Source organism: Pseudoalteromonas sp. SCSIO 43210, from assembly GCF_054133285.1.
Window position 1 is genome coordinate 4,907,804 of sequence record NZ_CP087225.1, and the last position, 20,421, is coordinate 4,928,224.

Below are 20,421 nucleotides of genomic sequence, written 5' to 3' on the forward strand. Positions count from 1 at the left end.
CGTTAACTTAAATACGGAATTAACGCTGAAATTACTACCACCAGTATCACGCAAATACCCGCTTTTATAATGTACTTCATGGGCATTGTTTTAAGCACCCAATACGCATAAATAAAACGTACAAAATAACTCGCCGCTGTACCAAACAACGCAAAAATAATTAAGTAAGCAATTAAAATAATATTCATAATAATCTAGTGTAACTACTTAGTTTTTTTAGTGTGAGCAATTAGTAAGTCAGCTACTTGTTGTTTTACGGCTCGCTTATCATCACTTGAGACATCAAAGCGACTGGCTAGTTGCGCAATTTCATCATCATTTAAATTAAACGATAAACGTTGACGCGTTTTTTTAGATTTTACGTCTAAGCCAAGTATTTTACGGATCATATCTGACGGCGTTAACTCTTGGTCTATAGCTTGCTTTTTTATCAGCTTTTGAACTTCACTGCTTAGATCAAATGCCATTTGCGTGGCACGTACAGCTTGTTCCTGACGTAACCACTTGTCTTTAGCATCACTCACTTAGCATCTCCGGGAAACAAGTCTACAATGTCTGACATTGGACGCATGAGCGTTAGCGATACTTCGGTTTCGCCGCCATCCCAAATTTCGATATTTAAACCAAAACCTTCATTATCTGACGCTAAGCAAATCATTTCACATGGCTCGCCACCTTCTTGCTCATAACGAGGTAATGCTTGGTTGCGGTAATCTTTATTATGGAAATAACACACATAAGGCGACTCGCTTTGTTGATAGCTTTTAGCTAAAAACTGCATAAAGCGCTCTGGTGTATTTTGCACTGTAATGTGGGTTAACGACTCTTCATCAAAAATACGCGCAAACTCATCAAGGCCAAATATCTCCTCAACTTCGTTTCGCTGAATTTTAATAGAAAAGTTAGCCCACTCCTCGCCGTCATCTTGCTCAATTTGTAAAAATACAACTTGGCCGCTGTTTGTCTCAAGTACAAATTCAGTATCGCTACTGTGCTGATATTGGTAAGTCTGAATACCAGTAACACGTAGCGTTTCACCTTTTAGCCATGCCGGATAAGCAAAGGAGTCGATAACGCTAAACATGTCGCCTTTTTTAAGCTCGCTCGGATGATTAAGCTGACGCTCTGGCTCTTTTTTAGATTTGAAAAAATTAAACATAGAAAGGCTGCCTTCTAAGCAAAAAAGGTAACTGAGCAAAACTCGGTTACCTTTTTAAAGTATAAACGTAATGGTTAGCTATTTTGCTTCGCTTTGATGCGAGCTAAAATATCAGCGCTTTTTGGACTTGTGTCGCCAATACCTGCTTCAGCCATTTTTGCTTTTAAGTCATCGCCATTTACGTCAGACTCAAGTTGCTTTGCAGCACCTAGCTGGTCGCTACGATCTTGTTGACGCTGTTTAATGCGTTCAAGCGATTGACGAGCCGATGTCATAGACGAGCTGTTTGTATTAAGCGTGCTGTTAACAGCCATTGTTGCTTGCTGTACGCTTTCAGTGGTTTTAACCATTGTAAGCTGGCGCTGATTCTCTTTAATCGATTTTTCAGCATCTTTAACTTGCTGCTTAAGCGTAACAATGTGATTGCTAAAGCCAGATAATACTTGCTCGTTTTCAGCTTTTTCAGCTTCAAAGTCACCAATTTTTTCTGCAATTTCTAATGCTAACGCTTCGTTGCCCTTTTCAAGAGCTTGGCCTGCATACGCTTCATGTTCAGCGATTGATGCATCTACAGCGCTAATTTTACGCTTAGTTTGCATTTCTTTAGCCATTACTTCAGTAAGGCTTTTTTTAGCACGGTGAAGTGCATTTTGCGCGTCTGCAATTTCTTGCTCAAAAATACGGATACCATTTTTGTCTACAATTGCTTCGCCTGCTTCACGAGCGCCGCCACGTACTGCTGTAAATAATTTTTTTAAAATACTCATAATCTTAACTCCACTAACTGGCTATTAATCGTTTAAATACAAGGTCACGGCTTCTAGTGCATCAATAGCGTTATCGGCTAATGTCACTAGTTCGTGGGTAACGTCATCTAATGATGAATTTACCGACAGTGCACCAAAAATCGCGTATTTGTTATCGATTTTAGCAAATGCACTCAGTGGAATTGGCACGTTTAAACGTAGTAATGTTTCGTTCAACTCGTTGCGTAATTCACTCTTAACTTCATCTTCGTCAAACAAGTAGCTAATACATAATAACTGCTCTTGCGTTTGTGTAACAAAAATTGGAAGTTCATCATTTCCATCAACAATGACTTGTAAAACATCTTGCTCGCCTGGGTTGGCAATCAAGAAAGACTCAAAGTTAGCACCTTCAGTTTCAAAAGAAGCTAATTTTATTGAAAGTTCATTTAATTCCATGTCTCTGCCTTTTGTCGTTTGACATATTATGTCTGAGTTAAGATTCTCACGGCTGACATATTATGTCAACCATGTTTTTTTAATTTTTATACAATTCGCTTTCTATTTGCCATGCAGTTCGGTAGTAATCATACAGCTGACCAGATCCTAACCTATTGACCTCAATATTTTTAACTTGTTCAAAGTATTGATTGGGAAATACAAAGCTTGCCAATAAATACTCTTTACTAATCCACCTTGATGGCACAGGCATAGCCGTCGCATCATTAATACGGCCACTGGCCGACTGCCCCATTTTAGTGGCTATAGTCCAGCCCCACTGCCCAAACGAAGGTATGTTTTGCTGATACTGCTCAACATACTCAAACCCAGCCGCTTTGACTGTTTTAGCAATGCTTAAAAACGCTTTTTTAGCATGATAAGGTGAAGTTGATTGAACCGCCATTGCGCCATCGGGTGCTAATAACTGACGTACATGATTATAAAAATAGTCACTGTACATTTTATTTAGATCAGGGTGATTTGGGTCCGGTAAATCAATTAAGATGGTGTCGAACTGCTTAGATTGATCAAGCAGCTTTTCAACTTCTAAAAATGCATCACCCACAATTATGTTGGCTCGCGAGTCTTGCATCGATTTATTGTTTAGCTGTAGTAATCGCTTATTGATGTGCTCTGGCGGCGTAAAGTCACCGTCTTTATGACCAAATAAATTGAGAAGCTGCGCATCTAAATCTATTAGCGTTACTTCACTTACAGGCCACTTTAAAACATCTCTAAGTGCAAGCCCGTCACCACCACCAATTATTAATACACGGTCGTGTCTGTTAGAGGCAAGCATTGCAGGGTAAACCAGCATTGAATGATATATTTGCTCATCAATACTTGAGAACTGTAAACGCCCATTTAAATATAAATCGGTGATTGGCTGAGGTTGGTTTTTGCTTAATCTTTCGGTTAAAACTACGTGTTGGTATTTAGTTGCTTGCGAATAAATTACCTTATCTTTGTATAAAATATTACTTAGATTGTTCATCCAGCTACTGCCAAATACTAAAATAAAGCCAAACAATGCCAACAGTACTATATGGCAAACTAAAAGTGCCTTAGCAAAGCGCACATAAGTGTGATAGCGCCATAAAAACGCGAGTCCTGCAATGATATTAAATAACGCCGTCCACGCCGCAGCTTGCATTATAGGCATTGAGAGCATGATGCTTACCCAAATGGCGGCACCAATACCAGCACCAATATAATCGGCACCATAAATAGTCCCTGCGTTGTTTTCTAAAAAACGGCCATAAACGTGCTGACGAATACGCGCTATAAGCGGTATTTCCATACCAATAAATAAGCCCAGTATTAAACCAAAAACATAAGGTAGAAAACGTGACCACTCTTGTAGCTTTTGAAATACGTAACCATTAAGTACAACATCAGGGGGTAAATTAAAAATGCTCGAAAATAAATGAGGAAGAGAGTAACTTACAGCTATTACACCCGCTATCGCTAAAATGCAGCCCATGCCAACCAAAGCAATAATGCTTTCTAGCCAAGCAAAAGCGGTAAATGCATCTTTAAACCAGCGCGCTAAAAAAGCGCCTAAGCCCATTGCTACAATCATAGTACCAATCATGGCGTAAATAGCGCTTTCTACTGAGCCAAGTACACGGCCCGCATAATGAGACAGTAAGTATTCATAAATAAGGCCGCATCCAGCAAGCACGGCCATAACAGTAATTAGTAATATATCGTGCCCAAGTAAGCGAGACTTACTTGGGGGAGTGTTGGTTGATGACACTGATTATGCGCCTAGTAAGGTTGCCATAGTGATACCTACAGCAAATGATACTGCTGCAGAAATAGTAGCTACACCTACATTTTTTTGACGATTAACTTCATCGGAAATATCGCAACCAGATAAAATTATTTTAATTGTCACTAAGTGCAAAATAATAAATGCGACAAGGCTCACTACAGCGCTAATAGCCCAGTATAGTAAACTCGCATTAATGTTATCAGCAGCGTATGGCGCAACACCCGTTGCAGCTGTAATAGCTAATGCACTACCTATTAAAAATCCAGCGTAACGAATACCCACAGCTAAGTTACCATCAACAATTGCTTGTTGTAGGCAGTCGCCACTTTTGTTTGTACGCTTAAATAACTGAACTCGGTATTGGCTAACAAGTAGTAATACAACACTACCTATAATAAAGGCAGCAATTACAATTGGAAGACCATGCCAGCCATCAGTAGCCACCCATAAAAGTGCTGAGCGAATAACTATTGCAACGCTAACAACATGACCAAAATCAATTATTGAAGCTGTAACGTTACCTTTAACTATTTCGTTGTGCAGGCTTACTTTACGAAGCGCTACTTTATCTTGGAAAAAGTGGCCCAACTTAATAAGTACAATAGCTAATGCGCCGTAAGCTAACATTTGCAGTGCTTCTTGTTGCAGTGTTGCAGCAAAAGCACCACTACTTACACCTGTTAATACAATCGCCAGTGCCACTAAACCAGCGGCAAAGCTAATACCAAAAGCAAAGTTATCACGCTCTGTTATTTCATCATTTGCGTGTAAGTTTGAAACCCAGCCTTTTATATATTTAAGGCTTACAAATAATAAAACAATAATTGCAAAATCAATCGCCAACGCTTGTAGCGACCACATAGTTATTCCATTAAATTCATACATATTATTCTAACTCCAACTTATTCTTTTACTTACCACGGCTCACGCCACGAGAGGTTCTGCTACCGCTATCACGCACCGTTCCTGAGCTATTGCTATAACTGCTAGAACGAGAATAACTACTGCGGCTTTTTGGTGGCGTATAACTACTACGACTTAAACCGGATGCACCTGTTTTTTTACTCGCATAAGGGCTTGTAAACTGCTTACCTTGGCGTTGGTATGTTTGGCGCGTGCGTGTTTCTAGCGCGCTTTGGGTTTTAATTTGTTTAGGGCTTGAATAACGCGAACGGCCATAGTCATTGTAATAACTATACTTTCGGCGCTTACTCCAGCTTCCATATTCAACACGATCAAATACATCACCTAAAATACGGTACATCCCGTACCATTGCCAAAAGCTAATACCGTTACTATTTGATTGCCAGTTACCATAGTTAGGGTTACCTACCATTTGGTTACCAACACCCTCACCTTCAGCTTGCTTACTAATTGCGCCTACACGCGCTAAAGTGCCTTTGGACATATCAGCTAGCATATTAATAGGATCGGTTAGCGCATCAGAAAATAGCGTAGGTTTAGACGCATCACGCAACAAATCAATGCTATGCAACGTATCTTCGTAAGGAGGAATTAAGTAAGTTCCTTTAATATCTTTAAGTCGCTGTGTTAAACCACTATAAAGTGCACCTTGGCGCGTTGCATCAAGGGTAATTACATCAACAACTTTTGTAAGCTCTGGTTGTTGTTTTTTAAGAAGCTCGCCATATTCTTTAAGTAATATAGCATTGCGCACACTCCCATTATCGAGTGCAGTACCAAGCTGAGACAGCTCCGTATCAGCCTTTTTAATAGACTCTTGAATTGTTTGTTGCAGCTGCTCTTCTTTAGATTGACAACCCATAAGCACTGCGAACAAACAAAACAGGCTTATAAGTTTCCAAGCTTTAATATTCGACATTCATGTCACCTGATTTACTAAATTAACGCAGCTAGTTTTACACAGGTCACTTATTAAACCAAGAATGAAATTGCAACAAAGTGAGAAGAAGTAGCTAGCTTTTAAATCCGACTGTGATTTAGTGAAGATATTGAGTTGTATCGCCAAGGTTAGAATTGAAGTAGAAGCTTTATAAGGGTACTTTCAGTGCTTTTACGTTGGGAGTCGCGCTCGCCCGACCTACGAGATGGATGTTGCTGTGAGTGGATGTTAATTACGCGTATTTTACTTTTCTGCAGACGTAAAAAAGCCCGAATCGTTAGATTCGGGCTTTCTACAATGTGAAGTCGGTGCGCTACGCAGTAGAATGTCGTGCTGCCCACAGCGGTGGAGAGTCACATAACAAATGCTACACTATCTTTGTGTCAGGGCGGCCTTCAGTGGGTCTCGCCTTCGAGCTGTTTTGTTTCACTACTGAGTTCGGCATGGGCTCTTGGCTATTTATTAAATCCAAAACAGCAAAAAACCCGTCACATTGCTGTAACGGGTTTCTTTAATTTGAAGCCTGGTGATGTCGTAGTGCCCACAGCGGTGGAGAGCCACAGTGAAATGCTACACTATCTTTGTGTCGCGATATGAGTGTGTGTTAATTGCGCACATTTTACTTTTCTGCAGACGTAAAAAAGCCCGACTATTTCTAGTCGGGCTCTCTACAATTTGAAGCCTGGTAATGTCCTACTTTCACATAGCAAATGCTACACTATCATCGGCGCTGTTTCGTTTCACTACTGAGTTCGGCATGGAGTCAGGTGGGTCCAAAACGCTATTGTCACCAAGCAAATTTGGGCGTTAATACGTATTTCTGCGCACTAACTGAATTTGGAAAATATCTGATAATATTTTTTAAGTCTTTCTTTAAGTAATATCTACTTTAGTTATATTAACTTCTTCGCGTGTTTCACTATCACATAAAACGCGTTTGGCGTTGTATGGTTAAGCCTCACGGGTAATTAGTACAAGTTAGCTTAATGGCTCACACCACTTCCACATCTTGCCTATCAACGTTGTAGTCTTCAACGGCCCTTCAGAGACTTTAAAAGTCTAGTGAGAACTCATCTCGAGGCCTGCTTCGCGCTTAGATGCTTTCAGCGCTTATCAGTTCCGAACGTAGCTACCGGGCAATGCCATTGGCATGACAACCCGAACACCAGCGGTTCGTTCACTCCGGTCCTCTCGTACTAGGAGCAACCCCTCTCAATTCTCAAACGCCCACGGCAGATAGGGACCGAACTGTCTCACGACGTTCTAAACCCAGCTCGCGTACCACTTTAAATGGCGAACAGCCATACCCTTGGGACCGACTTCAGCCCCAGGATGTGATGAGCCGACATCGAGGTGCCAAACACCGCCGTCGATATGAACTCTTGGGCGGTATCAGCCTGTTATCCCCGGAGTACCTTTTATCCGTTGAGCGATGGCCCTTCCATTCAGAACCACCGGATCACTATGACCTACTTTCGTACCTGCTCGACGTGTCTGTCTCGCAGTTAAGCTGGCTTCTACCATTACACTAACCGTACGATGTCCGACCGTACTTAGCCAACCTTCGTGCTCCTCCGTTACTCTTTAGGAGGAGACCGCCCCAGTCAAACTACCCACCAGGCACTGTCCGTAACCCCGATTCAGGGGCCAACGTTAGAACATCAAAACTACAAGGGTGGTATTTCAAGGTTGACTCCACAACAACTAGCGTCGCTGCTTCAAAGTCTCCCACCTATCCTACACATGTAGGTTCAATGTTCAGTGCCAAGCTGTAGTAAAGGTTCACGGGGTCTTTCCGTCTAGCCGCGGGTACACAGCATCTTCACTGCGATTTCAATTTCACTGAGTCTCGGGTGGAGACAGCGTGGCCATGGTTACACCATTCGTGCAGGTCGGAACTTACCCGACAAGGAATTTCGCTACCTTAGGACCGTTATAGTTACGGCCGCCGTTTACCGGGGCTTCGATCAAGAGCTTCTCCCTAAGGATAACCCCATCAATTAACCTTCCGGCACCGGGCAGGTGTCACACCGTATACGTCATCTTGCGATTTTGCACAGTGCTGTGTTTTTAATAAACAGTCCCAGCCACCTGGTCACTGCGGCTCCCGTCCGCTTAGAGAGCAAGTCTCATCACAGATAGGAGCGTACCTTCTCCCGAAGTTACGGTACGATTTTGCCTAGTTCCTTCACCCGAGTTCTCTCAAGCGCCTTAGTATTCTCTACCTGACCACCTGTGTCGGTTTGGGGTACGATTCCATATAATCTGAAGCTTAGAGGCTTTTCCTGGAAGTATGGCATCAGCAACTTCATCACCGTAGTGACTCGTCTCGTGTCTCAGGTTTAATGTTCGTCCGGATTTACCTAAACAAACGCCCTACTCACTTTCACATAGACTACCAACGCTATGCTTGCTTAGCCTGCTCCGTCCCCCCATCGCAATTATATCGAGTACAGAAATATTAATCTGTTTCCCATCGACTACGCCTTTCGGCCTCGCCTTAGGGGTCGACTTACCCTACCCTGATTAACATGGGATAGGAACCCTTGGTCTTCCGGCGTGGGAGTTTTTCACTCCCATTATCGTTACTCATGTCAGCATTCGCACTTCTGATACGTCCAGCATACCTCCCGGTACACCTTCAACCGCTTACAGAACGCTCCCCTACCACTCAGAATAAATTCTGAATCCGCAGCTTCGGTGCATAGTTTAGCCCCGTTACATCTTCCGCGCAGACCGACTCGACCAGTGAGCTATTACGCTTTCTTTAAAGGATGGCTGCTTCTAAGCCAACCTCCTGGCTGTCTGGGCCTTTCCACATCGTTTCCCACTTAACTATGACTTTGGGACCTTAGCTGGCGGTCTGGGTTGTTTCCCTCTTCACGACGGACGTTAGCACCCGCCGTGTGTCTCCCGGATATTACTTTACGGTATTCGGAGTTTGCAAAGGGTTGGTAAGTCGGGATGACCCCCTAGCCTTAACAGTGCTCTACCCCCGTAAGTATTCGTCCGAGGCTCTACCTAAATAGATTTCGGGGAGAACCAGCTATCTCCCGGTTTGATTAGCCTTTCACTCCTAGCCACAGGTCATCCCCTAACTTTTCAACGTTAGTGGGTTCGGTCCTCCAGTTGATGTTACTCAACCTTCAACCTGCCCATGGCTAGATCACCGGGTTTCGGGTCTATACCTTGCAACTAGTCGCCCAGTTAAGACTCGGTTTCCCTACGGCTACCCTATTCGGTTAACCTCGCTACAAAATATAAGTCGCTGACCCATTATACAAAAGGTACGCAGTCACCCAACAAGTGGGCTCCTACTGCTTGTACGTACACGGTTTCAGGTTCTATTTCACTCCCCTCACAGGGGTTCTTTTCGCCTTTCCCTCACGGTACTGGTTCACTATCGGTCAGTTGGGAGTATTTAGCCTTAGATGATGGTCCACCTATATTCAGTCAAAGTTTCACGTGCTCCGACCTACTCGATTTCACTTAAAATGTCTTTTCATGTACGGGACTATCACCCTGTATCGTGGCGCTTTCCAGCAGCCTTCCATTAACACATAATAAGCTTAAGGGCTGTTCCGATTTCGCTCGCCGCTACTTTCGGAATCTCGGTTGATTTCTTTTCCTACGGGTACTTAGATGTTTCAGTTCTCCGCGTTCGCCTCGTTAACCTATGTATTCAGTTAACGATACCTGCAAGCAGGTGGGTTTCCCCATTCGGAAATCCTAGTCTCAAGCGCTTTTTACTAGCTTGACTAGGCTTATCGCAAGTTAATACGTCCTTCATCGCCTCCAACTGCCAAGGCATCCACCGTGTACGCTTAGTCACTTAACCATACAACCCAAACGGGTCTTTGTTTTGTGACAGTTTAACTTCGCCAGAAGTCAATATTGAATACTAAAGTAGATACCAATCAATCAACTCATAAGAGTTAACTAAATGGCACTCAATGGTACTGCTACCATTGTTTTTTTACTTTTGAAAACTCTTGATAAATACACTGTATTCATCAGAATTTTATTATCAGCTTTTCCAAATTTTTAAAGAGCATATTAATTAGTTATCCCGAAGGACAAGCACTAATTAACAATCATCTGTGTGGACACTACGAACAAATAAGTTCTAAATCGTATAAGGAGGTGATCCAGCCCCAGGTTCCCCTAGGGCTACCTTGTTACGACTTCACCCCAGTCATGAATCACTCCGTGGTAAACGTCCTCCCGAGGGTTAGACTATCTACTTCTGGAGCAACCCACTCCCATGGTGTGACGGGCGGTGTGTACAAGGCCCGGGAACGTATTCACCGCGTCATTCTGATACGCGATTACTAGCGATTCCGACTTCATGGAGTCGAGTTGCAGACTCCAATCCGGACTACGACGCACTTTAAGTGATTCGCTTACCTTCGCAGGTTCGCAGCACTCTGTATGCGCCATTGTAGCACGTGTGTAGCCCTACACGTAAGGGCCATGATGACTTGACGTCGTCCCCACCTTCCTCCGGTTTATCACCGGCAGTCTCCTTAGAGTTCTCAGCATTACCTGCTAGCAACTAAGGATAGGGGTTGCGCTCGTTGCGGGACTTAACCCAACATCTCACAACACGAGCTGACGACAGCCATGCAGCACCTGTATCAGAGTTCCCGAAGGCACCAAACCATCTCTGGTAAGTTCTCTGTATGTCAAGTGTAGGTAAGGTTCTTCGCGTTGCATCGAATTAAACCACATGCTCCACCGCTTGTGCGGGCCCCCGTCAATTCATTTGAGTTTTAACCTTGCGGCCGTACTCCCCAGGCGGTCTACTTAATGCGTTAGCTTTGAAAAACAGAACCGAGGCTCCGAGCTTCTAGTAGACATCGTTTACGGCGTGGACTACCGGGGTATCTAATCCCGTTTGCTCCCCACGCTTTCGTACATGAGCGTCAGTGTTGACCCAGGTGGCTGCCTTCGCCATCGGTATTCCTTCAGATCTCTACGCATTTCACCGCTACACCTGAAATTCTACCACCCTCTATCACACTCTAGTTTGCCAGTTCGAAATGCAGTTCCCAGGTTGAGCCCGGGGCTTTCACATCTCGCTTAACAAACCGCCTGCGTACGCTTTACGCCCAGTAATTCCGATTAACGCTCGCACCCTCCGTATTACCGCGGCTGCTGGCACGGAGTTAGCCGGTGCTTCTTCTGTCAGTAACGTCACAGCTAACGGGTATTAACCGTTAACCTTTCCTCCTGACTGAAAGTGCTTTACAACCCGAAGGCCTTCTTCACACACGCGGCATGGCTGCATCAGGCTTGCGCCCATTGTGCAATATTCCCCACTGCTGCCTCCCGTAGGAGTCTGGGCCGTGTCTCAGTCCCAGTGTGGCTGATCATCCTCTCAAACCAGCTAGGGATCGTCGCCTTGGTGAGCCATTACCTCACCAACTAGCTAATCCCACTTGGGCCAATCTAAAGGCGAGAGCCGAAGCCCCCTTTGGTCCGTAGACATTATGCGGTATTAGCAGTCGTTTCCAACTGTTGTCCCCCACCTCAAGGCATGTTCCCAAGCATTACTCACCCGTCCGCCGCTCGTCAGCAAAGTAGCAAGCTACTCTCTGTTACCGCTCGACTTGCATGTGTTAGGCCTGCCGCCAGCGTTCAATCTGAGCCATGATCAAACTCTTCAATTAAAAAGTTTTATGTCTTTCGACAGCTCAATGAATTCTGAATTTTTTAATATCTTTCGATATTGAATTGACTGTGCCGAATAATTACCGAAATAACTATTCTGTTGGTCACTCAGTTTTCAATTGAGACTCTAATTTGTTTGCCTCGCTACCTAAGTAGGTTGGCTGTTAGAACTCAATCTGTACGAGTGCCCACACAGATGATTGCTTTATATTGTTAAAGAACGTTTTGAGTCGCTTTAGCGTCTCAAGGGATGCGGATAATACACCCTTTATTTTTCGAGTCAACACTTAGTTTTAAACTTTCTTTCGACAATTTAAAACCGAAGTTTTATTTAACTCTCTGAGTAGTTCGTGCCTCGCTATGCGTTGGCGTTTCCTGTCTCAGTGGGGTCGCATTATATGGAGATTCGAGCGGGGGTCAATGTTTTATTTCAGCTTTTTGACAATTAAATGAATTTAGTATGAAAGCTATACAAACAAAGGGCTGTAGGATACTTTTAGTTTAAAAAACACTCATAATTTATGTATCAATTGATGATGTATTAGTAAGGTTTAAACTAAGCTGTATGTTAAACAAACAACACACAGCTTTATTTAAAATTAAATATTTATTTAGATGCTATTTCCCATACGGCAATAGAGCCTGATATTTCATTTCCAACAATTAAGAGTGGATTTCCTGTTGCACTTTGCTCTGCTGAAACGAATACCATTCCTTCAGGTGCCAAATCGCCTGTAATATTCGCTCCTTTAATTAAGCCTCTATTATAGAAGTAGTCTTCAAACTGCACATTATATGGATTGGTAATGTCGTAAGCCATAATCCCACCCATACGCTCAAGCCCTATAAAAGCAAATGTACGATCGTCAATTTTGCCAATAGTCAGCGCTTCAGGCTCTGCGCCTTTATCATCTGAACGTGAGTCACCTTTGTTTTCATCTTCATTATTGTTAAATGATTCACCATGCACAGATGCTGTTATACGTGCTATATCGTCACCTGAATCAAAAACCACCAGCCCATTGCTATCCCAAATAGTAAAAGAACGTGCACCATAAGCATAAAGCGATTCGTATTGTCCGTCGTTATTGGTATCGCCTTTTATTGTTGTTACTTTTAAGCGACCAATATCATCATCGTCATTATTTAAGTAATCAAAATTAGCAGCAAGCGTTAAGTCTTCAACGCGGCTTTCATCTATATAAGCTAAGCAGCCATCGTCTTTATCGTAATCAAGTCCGCCCTTTGCTATACAGTCTGCTTCATCCGTTGTATCAAAAAAGTATTCTCTTGCGTCACCTTCGTTGGCAGTAACTATAAAGTTAGCGCCTTTCCAACTAAAACTTGAGATAGTATCGGGCTGGTAAATACCATAGAGCCCTGGGTATGATTTAAAATTCACGCCGCCGTCTTTATCTGAGGCATCAAGTTGTAAGCTTGACCAATATTTAAAGCCTAAGCCCTTTAGCTCAAGACTGTTGTCTTGTAGGTTAACTATTGCAAGTGCATTGTTTTCTTGAATAGATACATAAGCATATTTGTTATCTTTAGAAATGCTAACGTACTCGGGCTCTAAATCCATAGCTACTGTAGTATTTATTAGATTACCGTTAATAGTACGACCATTTGGGTTTGCAAAAACTACCCCTTGCGCTTCTAGTTCGGTTTGTTTGTTGTTATAGGCTTTAAAATCAATATTTATTGCTGTATCGGCTATTACATTATTTGTTATATCGATAATACTAATAGAACCTTCAGGATCTACGCTGTAGTCGCCACTTGGTTCACCTTCGTTAGCAACCACTGCCTTTGCGCCATCATGGGTGAACGTCACCATGTCTGGTAAAAATCCGACCGTTACGTTTTTAATAAATACAGGTGAGTCGCCGCTTATATCGTAAAAAGCAATTTGACCTGCATCACCCGTGCTTTTAGCAGCCATTGCGACCGCGAGTAAATTATTGTTTTCATCAATAGCAATGCTGTTTGCATCGCCTTGAGTATGCTCGTTTAAAGGCAACGTAATAACGGATGTTAAATTTTTGCCGTTTATAACCCCTTCGTTATCTTTAACGAGTGCGGCAGTATCAAAGGTGTCGGCGGGTAAAATATCAACAACAGCGTCATCGCCTGAACTGTTAATAGCGTAAATCCATTTTTTAGATGCTTGGTATGCAACTATTTCAGCCGCACCTTCTGGGCTTTGTGCATTTAGTACACCTCTACCCACAAGGTTAATATTTAATGCTGAATTAGCATTTACACCATTTATCCCATTAATGCCATTTGCGCCTTGTTCTCCCTGTAATCCTTGAGAGCCGTTTTGACCATCGTCACCATCAAGTGCGCAACCAGTAAGAATAGATATAAGTGACAGCGCAATAATTGATTTTTTAAACATATGATTTTCCTTAGTATTGTATTTGCTAAATATCAACACACAGGCATGACAAGATTATGGCAGTTTTAATACAGCCTCTTAGCCTAAGTAATTAGCTTATACGCTAGCGGAGTAATTAAAATTAAAGCGGCCGTATAACCAAGCATTTTTACACTCGAGGAATACTCTCGTTTAATTGCAACTCCTAGCAAAGGTCTAAGTACATCAATACGTGTAATACTCCATGTTATAACCCCGCAGAGAGACCAAGTTCCTGTAATAATGATAAATGGCTCAACAACAGTCCCTAAACTTAAAGGTTGCAGTAAAAAACACAAAATAATCAAAATGCTTTGATGCAATAAATAAAAGGGAAACACCCATGCATTGAGCTGCTTTAAATAGTAGGTATTAAAATTTAAAAATCGGTGAGCGAGCGCAAGTACAAAAAATACACCTACAACACGTTGAATATTGTAGCTAGCGCTTAAAATAAAATGAGGAAGAGTAAACACCTTCTGATAACTTAATATTATAAGTACAAACAAAACCGCAAAACTCAAAGCTAGTAATACTAAGTTTTTATTTAAGCACTTCCAAAAGTAAGTGTTTTTAGCAAGTATGTATCCTGCGAGTAGCAGTATTAAGCCGTTAGTTTCTCTGATTGAATCGCCAGTTAAGTAATGGCTTATAAATAGTGTGGCAATAGTGAGCAAGGTAATTAAAAACCCAAATGACATACCCGCTTTAACAAATGTTTTTAAAGGCGCAATAAAGGGCAAACGTTCAAAAAGAGCTAAAACAATAATGATCAGCATAAATTGCCACAACGAGCGCAAATACCATAAGTGATTTACATCCACATGCGGCCACACCCCAGACTGATAATTGATAAAAAGCGTATTGTTAGTCTCTATAAAAGCTAAATAAAATTGCCAATAACTAATATCAATAACACCGTGCTGCGACATTTCTGCAAACAGCTGTAAAGGCACTATTAACCATAAACCCACCAGCAAGGGTAATAGTAAAAAAATAGAGCGGTATAAGGTGAAATGCAACCAAGACTTAAAGCCACTTATTTTATCAATCATAAAACGCAGTGCTACGCCCGATATAAACCAAATGAGCAACATACGCCAAGGTGAAAACACCAACATTAAATATTCAACATACTGTGATGTGTAATTACTTTTAAAATGAAATCCCCAGTTTTCGCTATACAACATGCCAATGTGATAAAAAATTAGCGACGCAAATGCGATTACCCTAAGCCAATCAAGATAATATTTACGCGAATTAACTAATGAAGGTTGTTGTGTTTGAGTGTTCATGCTTTTACTACTTTATGAATTTTATGCGTTATTCATACCTAAAGCTCTCGCTAAAACTATCTACAAGTGCTTATATTACAAGCAATAGTGATAAAAGGTGGTATACAGGGATAAGCGTGCCACATTAGCAATAAGCATACATTTATGAACCTACAGCACTTTCAACGTTTTCAAAGCATTTACGCATCAGTATTACTGTGTGCTTACGTATTAATTAATAATACAGTAAACGCTACAACCCAAATAATGGAAGCCCAAAGAGAAGGCGCTTTAACTTTTTTAATGTGGGAGCCATTTGTTTGGGAGTATTCAAGTGCCTTGAGTACTTTGCTTATATTCCCTATTTTAATTTGGTTTTTAAGACACTTACCTTTTAATTGGCAAAATATTACGGCCTCATTAGGTATGTACTTTGCTGCCTCTATTATATTTAGCGTGTTACACGTTGGTATTATGGTAGGGGTTCGTAAATTCATATATTTGTTGAATGATGGGTCTTACAACTTTGGACTTAGCTGGTTTGAGCTTATTTATGAATACCAGAAAGACGCTATAAGCTTTGTGTTTTTTATCCTACTTATCAAAGTATATCAATATGTGGTACAGCAGTTACTAGGTGAAGCTTCTTCAATTGAAGAAAGTGAGCAGCAAACAAAATCGACCATAAATCGCTTATTAGTTAAAAAGCTCGGTAAGGAATTCATTATAAAAATAGAGGATGTTGATTGGCTTGAATCGTCGGGTAATTATGTAAACCTACATATAGGCTCACGTATATATCCGTTAAGGGCAACGCTTACAGCATTAAGTAAACAACTTGAAGTGCAGGGGTTTTGTAGAATTCACCGCAGCCATGGCGTAAAACTCGATAAAGTGGAGTCTATTACACCACTATCCAGTGGCGACAGTGAAATAAAATTAACTACAGGTAAAGTACTAAACCTATCTAGACGCTATAAAGAGCAATTTAAACTTCAACTAAAATAAAAAAGGCTACCTAAGTAGCCTCTAATTGTTATTTTTTAACTGGGCGTTTCCAACCTGTTAAATTACGCTGTTTAGAGCGTGCTATTGCTAATTGGTCATCTTCAACGGTACTGGTTATCACCGAGCCTGCACCAATTGTTGCAGTTGCACCTATATTTACTGGGGCAACAAGTGATGAATTAGAACCAATAAAAGCATTATCGCCAATAATAGTTTTTGATTTATTAACACCATCGTAGTTGCAGGTAATAGTACCAGCGCCAATATTCACTTTTTCGCCAATTTCAGCATCACCTAAGTAACTTAAGTGGTTGGCTTTTGAGCCTTTACCTAAACGGGTTTTTTTCATCTCAACAAAGTTACCAATGTGTGAGTCTTCTTCCATTACAGCACCAGGGCGAAGCCGAGCATAAGGACCCAACGTACACTGTGCGGCAACGCTTGCATCTTCAATTAAGGTATTTGCCTTTATTACCACGTTATCGCCTATGGTACAATTTTTAAGGACACAGTTAGGGCCAATTTGTACATTGCTACCAAGGGTTACATTACCTTCAAAAATAACGTTTATATCAATAAGTACATCTTCACCGGTGGTAACTGTTCCACGCACATCAATACGCGCAGGATCAGCAAGTGTTGCACCATTTAACATTAACTCTTGCGCTTGCCATGCTTGGTAAGCACGCTCAAGACCAGCAAGTTGTACGCGGTTATTTGCGCCCTCAACTTCCATTGCATGGTCTGGCTGAGCTGAAGTAATTTCTACACCTTCACTGTGCGCCATTGCAACGATATCTGTTAAGTAGTACTCGCCTTGTGCATTATTGTTAGATAAGTTACCCAACCATGTTTTTAATAGCTTACCGTTAACAGCCATAATGCCTGTATTTACTTCGTTAATAAGTAACTGCTCTGAGCTTGCATCTTTTTGCTCAACAATACCGACTAACTTACCACCGACACGAAGCATTCGACCATAGCCATTTGGGTTTACCAAATTTACCGTTAATACCGCTAAACCATTTTTAGGTGTTGCGGCTAATAAACGCTCTAGTGTTGATTGTTTTGTTAGTGGTACATCGCCGTATAAAATTAATACCGTGTCTTCATCATTAACATGAGAGTTGGCTTGCGCTACTGCGTGGCCAGTACCAAGTTGTTCAGCTTGGAGTACCCAATTTACATTGTTATCGGCAAGTTGTTGTTGTAATAGTTCGCCGCCGTGTCCGTAAACTAAGTTTGTAGTCGTTGCACCTAATGCCATCGCATTATCAATAACGTGCTGTACCATTGGTTTACCTGCAACTTTGTGCAAAACTTTAGGTAGAGCAGAGCGCATACGAGTACCTTTACCCGCAGCAAGAATAATAGTTGTTAGAGCCATTAAAACAATTTCCTTTTTTCGTTGTTTTAGCTAAATAAGTCTTATGTTTGTGCAGAAGATTACGTAAATCACTTCTTGTGCAAATACTCAGTAGGTTAGTTTATTAGTACTGAATCTTGACTGAAAAACACACTTAATTGAATAGCGTTATTGTAGCGGGGATTCGGAAAGGATATAAGTGAAAATTGCAATTACAGTACCCCTGTAGAACACTCATAAAAAACAATGTAAGCCATTGATTTTAAATCAATTATTAACATACTCCATAAGCAGACCAATAAATAGAGGTTTATTAGTAACTAGGTCACTTCACAAAAAACACTAACTAATCGCTTTCCTCTAATGAAAACCTCACAACTTCGTTATTTACTAGCTCTACTATTTCTAATGATAGAATGTTTCCTGAACTTGAAAAATTAACTTCTCGAATAACATCTTCTGCTTTACTAATCTCGAATACTTTATTAGGAGCGATATTAACGCCTTTGGAAAAATCATATTCGTATACAGCTTTCCCTGTTGAATGATAAAGTTTATTTTGGTTTGTTGATAAAGAGTGTTTATAGGCTGATTTTTTTACTTTAAAGCCTTTTGTTTGTTCCCCAGTTGATAAGTCGAAAAATATCAACATATCTAAACTATTCAAAAAAACGAGTTTGTTATTTTGTAACTGACCAAACCACACTGCATTTTTTACTGGTAACAATATACTATTAGAATTACTTCTATTAAAAATATAAGAGCTGCTGTTTGCACTAGGTTCATCCTGCACAATATAACCAATATTTTTATCTAGTAAATAATTAACCGAGATCAAATCACCTTTGGGGGCAATAACATCCTTAACGGATAACTCTTCATACTTGAGTATTTCTATTTTCTTTTCATCAACGCCAAAAGCTTCTTGGGAATCAGAAGATATTTTAAAGTCCTTATATCTTAAATTTACCTTTTTAGACGTGAGCTTACCGTCTTTGAATACTGTATTTAATTTAACAGATTCCCCATCACTACTTAAAAAAACAACATTTTCTCCAACTGTATTTGCAAAGCCACTTTCTAGCTTTGATACACGCTCAAAGTTTTCAGAAGTTAAATCGAACCTGTAAATATTATGATAAAAAGGGTAAGTAAGCCCTAAAATATTTTTATTATCAATTGGATAGGTTGATGAGTAAACACTTTCACTATCCACTTTTGTTTTACTTTCTAGACGGTTATTTTTTAATGAGTATTGGTAAAGAATCTCTTCAATATTGTCAAACCATAGCAGTGAATCTGTCTCATTGTTGTAGTTAATTGACCATATTCTATTCTTAGTCTCATAAAGCTTTATTTGGGCACCACCTTCTAAATCCGTCATGTATAATTGACTGGAATTAAATTGGTGTCTTTCAAAAATAATTTTTTTTTGGTTTTTTATAAAATATAAAAGTTTATCACCATACGAATTTAAGTTTGGTGAACTTATTTGAAACTCCTCACCTGTACTTAGGTTTCTATTAACAAGGACCGATAATTCAGAGCGATTTCTGTAACCATATTTAGAATATATATAAGAGTTGTTACCTAAACTTACAACATTCATTAGGTTTGATGGCTCACAATCAAATAAAAACTTACTATCAGCATTACTTGTTAAACCGACTTCCCACAGCTCACATTTACCTTCGCTTTCTAGACTATAAATTGCACGCTCACTATCAATAGACCAACCTGCAGGGAATATATTAGCATTAACTTCTGAGATTATTCTCTCTTGACCGGTATGTAAATTTTTGATTAAAAGCGATGAGTATAGTTGTTCTTTTTCAAGGAGTGTAAGTGTAACAGTTGAACTGTCTGGAGAAAGTACCATTCGGCTATATACGCCTTGTCGCCAAGATAGAACTTCCTCTTTAAATTTTTTATTAACAACATTTAAGTTTTTTGTTTCAACCTTGGGAGGCGTATTTTTTTGGCCAACTTTGCCTGGATCTAATACGTTTAAAACAATGTAAAAACCAATAAAAACGACCAAAGTGAATATAGCCAATAACTCAATTGATATTTTTTGTTTTTTATTAGGTGTTTCTTTTAATGCATTAACTTGGCTGAAAGACGAATTACCTTCTTCATAATATATAATCTCTGGCTCTAAAAAGAAGCTATACCCTTTTCTATAATGTGTTTTTACCACTAGGCCGCGTTGCATATCTGATTTCAGTACTTTTCTAAGCTCTGAAATAGCTCGGTTAATGGCGTTATCGTCGACATAGTGCTGACACCATACGTCATCAATTAAATCTTGACGTGTGATAATCGACTCTTTATTAAGAATAAGGTAGCTAAGAATTTTGAACAGCAACGGTTCTAACTCCCTCTCAATTACACCATCATTAATAGTTTGCCGTCTGGGATTTAAACGCCAGGCTCCAAACTTAATTTCTGCTATTGATTCTGAGAAAGTTGACGGTTTCATTGGTAGGTCACTACGTCCTTATAGCTAATAATTCGATGTAAATTTAATTATTAAAATTAACTACTTAATATTGTTTAGATTATCAGTAAGGCCTGATAGAGTCATCTATACGAGTACAAAAAAGCCCACTTAAAGTGGGCTTTTCAAAACCG

Annotated in this window: 13 protein-coding genes and 3 rRNA genes; 1 reads left to right on the plus strand and 15 read right to left on the minus strand. The window is 40.6% G+C overall.

The features are described from left to right. Positions 1-2: 2 nt before the first annotated feature. The 13 genes from LOS73_RS21270 to LOS73_RS21330 all read right to left on the minus strand — a co-directional run bounded on the left by LOS73_RS21270 (position 3) and on the right by LOS73_RS21330 (position 15,434). Positions 3-188 carry a hypothetical protein gene (locus tag LOS73_RS21270; protein WP_007377914.1) on the minus strand — a complete coding sequence of 62 codons (186 nt, stop codon included), beginning with the start codon at positions 186-188 and terminating at the stop codon, positions 3-5. Positions 189-203: 15 nt separating this feature from the next. Next, a complete protein-coding gene (locus tag LOS73_RS21275) occupies positions 204-524 on the minus strand; it encodes a hypothetical protein (RefSeq protein WP_007377915.1) in 321 nt (106 codons plus the stop codon). Further along, positions 521-1,159: a DUF4178 domain-containing protein gene (locus LOS73_RS21280; RefSeq protein ID WP_033032150.1), complete on the minus strand. Its 639-nt coding sequence runs from the start codon at positions 1,157-1,159 to the stop codon at positions 521-523. Before LOS73_RS21280 ends, LOS73_RS21275 begins: the two co-directional genes overlap by 4 nt. A gap of 74 nt (positions 1,160-1,233) precedes the next feature. Then, complete coding sequence (locus LOS73_RS21285; RefSeq protein ID WP_007377917.1) at positions 1,234-1,926, minus strand: PspA/IM30 family protein; 693 nt, start codon at positions 1,924-1,926, stop codon at positions 1,234-1,236. Positions 1,927-1,950: 24 nt separating this feature from the next. Further along, a complete protein-coding gene (locus LOS73_RS21290; protein WP_004335098.1) occupies positions 1,951-2,364 on the minus strand; it encodes a YjfI family protein in 414 nt (137 codons plus the stop codon). Between the two features lie 79 nt (positions 2,365-2,443). Further along, on the minus strand, positions 2,444-4,165 hold the full coding sequence (locus tag LOS73_RS21295) for a polyamine aminopropyltransferase (protein ID WP_033032156.1): 1,722 nt from the start codon (positions 4,163-4,165) through the stop codon (positions 2,444-2,446). 3 nt (positions 4,166-4,168) lie between these two features. After that, on the minus strand, positions 4,169-5,068 hold the full coding sequence (locus LOS73_RS21300; protein WP_033032158.1) for a DUF350 domain-containing protein: 900 nt from the start codon (positions 5,066-5,068) through the stop codon (positions 4,169-4,171). Positions 5,069-5,093: 25 nt separating this feature from the next. Continuing rightward, the gene (locus LOS73_RS21305; protein WP_306725103.1) at positions 5,094-6,026 is read right to left on the minus strand and encodes a CHAD domain-containing protein; all 933 of its coding nucleotides are present in this window, start codon (positions 6,024-6,026) and stop codon (positions 5,094-5,096) included. A 701-nt stretch (positions 6,027-6,727) separates the two neighbouring features. Then, positions 6,728-6,842, minus strand: a 5S ribosomal RNA gene (rrf, locus tag LOS73_RS21310). A gap of 152 nt (positions 6,843-6,994) precedes the next feature. After that, a 23S ribosomal RNA gene (locus LOS73_RS21315) occupies positions 6,995-9,885 on the minus strand. Positions 9,886-10,183: 298 nt separating this feature from the next. Then, a 16S ribosomal RNA gene (locus tag LOS73_RS21320) occupies positions 10,184-11,719 on the minus strand. Together the 16S, 23S and 5S rRNA genes form the textbook arrangement of a ribosomal RNA operon. Positions 11,720-12,327: 608 nt before the next feature. Continuing rightward, positions 12,328-14,121 (minus strand): choice-of-anchor I family protein, encoded by a 1,794-nt coding sequence (locus LOS73_RS21325; protein WP_457934275.1) that lies wholly within the window; start codon positions 14,119-14,121, stop codon positions 12,328-12,330. 83 nt (positions 14,122-14,204) lie between these two features. Next, positions 14,205-15,434 (minus strand): acyltransferase family protein, encoded by a 1,230-nt coding sequence (locus LOS73_RS21330; protein WP_457934276.1) that lies wholly within the window; start codon positions 15,432-15,434, stop codon positions 14,205-14,207. A gap of 144 nt (positions 15,435-15,578) precedes the next feature. On the opposite strand from LOS73_RS21330, the gene LOS73_RS21335 reads away from it, so the two are divergent. Next, complete coding sequence (locus LOS73_RS21335) at positions 15,579-16,421, plus strand: LytR/AlgR family response regulator transcription factor (protein ID WP_457934277.1); 843 nt, start codon at positions 15,579-15,581, stop codon at positions 16,419-16,421. 28 nt (positions 16,422-16,449) lie between these two features. On the opposite strand, the gene glmU is transcribed toward LOS73_RS21335, so the two are convergent. Both glmU and LOS73_RS21345 read right to left on the minus strand, forming a co-directional pair. Further along, positions 16,450-17,808: a bifunctional UDP-N-acetylglucosamine diphosphorylase/glucosamine-1-phosphate N-acetyltransferase GlmU gene (gene glmU / locus LOS73_RS21340; protein WP_033031751.1), complete on the minus strand. Its 1,359-nt coding sequence runs from the start codon at positions 17,806-17,808 to the stop codon at positions 16,450-16,452. A 325-nt stretch (positions 17,809-18,133) separates the two neighbouring features. Next, a complete protein-coding gene (locus tag LOS73_RS21345; protein ID WP_457934278.1) occupies positions 18,134-20,269 on the minus strand; it encodes a winged helix-turn-helix domain-containing protein in 2,136 nt (711 codons plus the stop codon). Positions 20,270-20,421: the final 152 nt, after the last annotated feature.